Raw genomic sequence first — 2,200 nt, forward strand, 5'->3', positions numbered from 1 at the left:
GCTATACAGTGGCCTGGCTTTACTGGCTCACTTGGGCAGTAGCTATCGGTTCAGAGTTCACAGCTGCGGGCATACTGATGGTTCGGTGGTTCCCTGATACACCCGTCTGGATTTGGAGCGCGCTATTTGCCATCGCAGTGTTCTCAAGCAATGTTGTCTCCGTTCGGTGGTTTGCGGAGACTGAGTTTTGGCTTTCGCTGATTAAGGTGCTGACCGTTATCACATTCATTGTGATCGGCGGAGCGGCAATTTTCGGTCTTATTCAAGTACAGAGTTTGCAGGGTGCGGGACTTTCCAACTTCACACGTGAGGGGCTTTTTCCCACCGGGTTTTTACCCATTGCAATGACCCTCCTGGCTGTTTCCTTCGCCTTTTCGGGAACTGAGCTGATCGGGATTGCGGCAGGTGAAGCGCAAGATCCACAAACGAGCGTGCCCAAGGCAATCCGCACGACAGTGGTACGTTTGGCGCTGTTCTTCGTGGGGACCATTTTCGTCCTTGCGACGTTACTGCCACGAGAGCAAGCGGGGCTTGTAGAAAGTCCGTTCGTCATGGTGTTTGAGCTGATTGGCATCCCATACTCTGCCGACATTATGAACTTCGTCATTCTTACGGCACTGATTTCCGCCGCTAACTCGGGGCTGTATGCAGCATCGCGCATGCTGTGGACATTGAGCGATCAAGGACATATGCCTAAGCGCTACGCCAGGCTCTCCAGTCGTGGCACACCGGTGAACGCCATCGTGCTTAGTATGGCGGGCGCAGTGGCTTCTCTGCTCAGCAGTGTGTTTGCCCCTGATACGGTTTACTTGGCCTTGGTGTCCATTTCCGGTCTGGCGGTCGTAGTCGTGTGGATGAGCATTGCTGCCAGCCAGATCGCGTTCCGTCGTCAATACGTTGCTAATGGCGGACGAGTTGAAGACCTGCATTTCCGTGTACGCGGCTATCCATGGGTGCCTATCGGTGCGCTGTTGTGTTGCTTGCTGGCCTGTGTGGGTATCGCTTTTGATCCTGAGCAGCGAGTGGCACTTTACTTCGGACTGCCCTTTATCGCGTGGTGTTATTTCGTCTACTGGGTCACTCGAAACAAGAGAGCAGAGCGGTTGGCTTTAGCCGCCGCTGTTCATTCCTCTGGCACCGCGTGAATTTCTCAGGCAATGATTGAGCATAGTTAAAGCCCTGATGAGGTTGCGCCGATGAGTCAAAAGTCACTACCACCCTTGAACTGGTTGAGGGCATTCGAAGTATCGGCGCGTTGTTTAAATTTTACCCACGCGGCGGAAGAACTCCATTTGACTCAAGGGGCTGTGAGTCAGCAGATCCGTCAGTTAGAAAGTCACCTCGGTGTGGCGCTGTTCAAGCGCTTACCTCGAGGACTTGGCTTGACCGAGGAAGGGCAGTCGTACCTGCCTGTCGTACAAGACGCGATCAGTCGCCTTGCAGTCGGCACAAACGAGATTTTCGGCCAGCGCAATCGAAGACATTTGAAGGTGCGTGGCAGCCTTTCCTTTCTTCACTATTGGTTGGCCCCCCGACTCGCAGATTTTTGTCGGGAGTATCCCCAGATTGATATTCGATATATCAGCAATATTTGGGTGAAAGAACCGGACGGCGAGGATGACCTGGAGATTCGCTGGGGATGCGGTGAGTGGTCGGGCTTGCAAGCTCAGCGATTGACTTGGGACATCCTTCAGCCTGTTTGCTCCCCAACGCTCATGGCCAGTTCACCCATACATGAGCCTCGCGACTTGATGAACCATTCACTGCTTCACGTGTTGGGGTACGAAGAAGGTTGGGGTTACTGGTTGAAGCGAGTTGGAGCAGACGACGTCGACTACTCCCGTGGCCTTCAGTTTGACACGCTGATTTCCACCATCCGCATGGCCGAATTGGGGCAGGGCGTTGCGCTGGCACGGTCTTCGGTGGTCGAGGATTTGCTTAAGAGTGGGCAATTGGTTGCACCATTCAATCACCGAATCGAGGCAAGCGAATCCTTTTATCTGGTGCACGAACAGAACGAAGTGCTATCGCCTGATGCCGCACATTTTTCTACCTGGCTGGTGGCGCAAGCCCATCGCCTTTTGTAAAACTGATTTGGAGTTGCCATGGATTATGTAAGCACTCGCGGCGGCGACATGCGTGCTGATTTTCGCAGTGTGGTTCTGTCGGGGCTCGCCGAAAATGGTGGTCTCTATGTCCC

Annotated in this window: 3 protein-coding genes; all 3 read left to right on the forward strand. The window is 53.8% G+C overall.

The window, feature by feature from the left end; all coding sequences use genetic code 11:
* Positions 1–1,145, forward strand: a 1,145-nt coding sequence (locus AC1DLB_RS28180; RefSeq protein WP_477786103.1) for an amino acid permease, incomplete at its 5' end; no start/stop codon positions are given.
* 51 nt (positions 1,146–1,196) lie between these two features.
* Positions 1,197–2,087: a LysR substrate-binding domain-containing protein gene (locus AC1DLB_RS28185; RefSeq protein ID WP_477743101.1), complete on the forward strand. Its 891-nt coding sequence runs from the start codon at positions 1,197–1,199 to the stop codon at positions 2,085–2,087.
* An 18-nt stretch (positions 2,088–2,105) separates the two neighbouring features.
* Positions 2,106–2,200 (forward strand): hypothetical protein (locus AC1DLB_RS28190; protein ID WP_477786104.1); only part of this gene is annotated, 95 nt, incomplete at its 3' end.

The sequence above is a fragment of the Pseudomonas sp. 05N434 genome, from assembly GCF_056396965.1.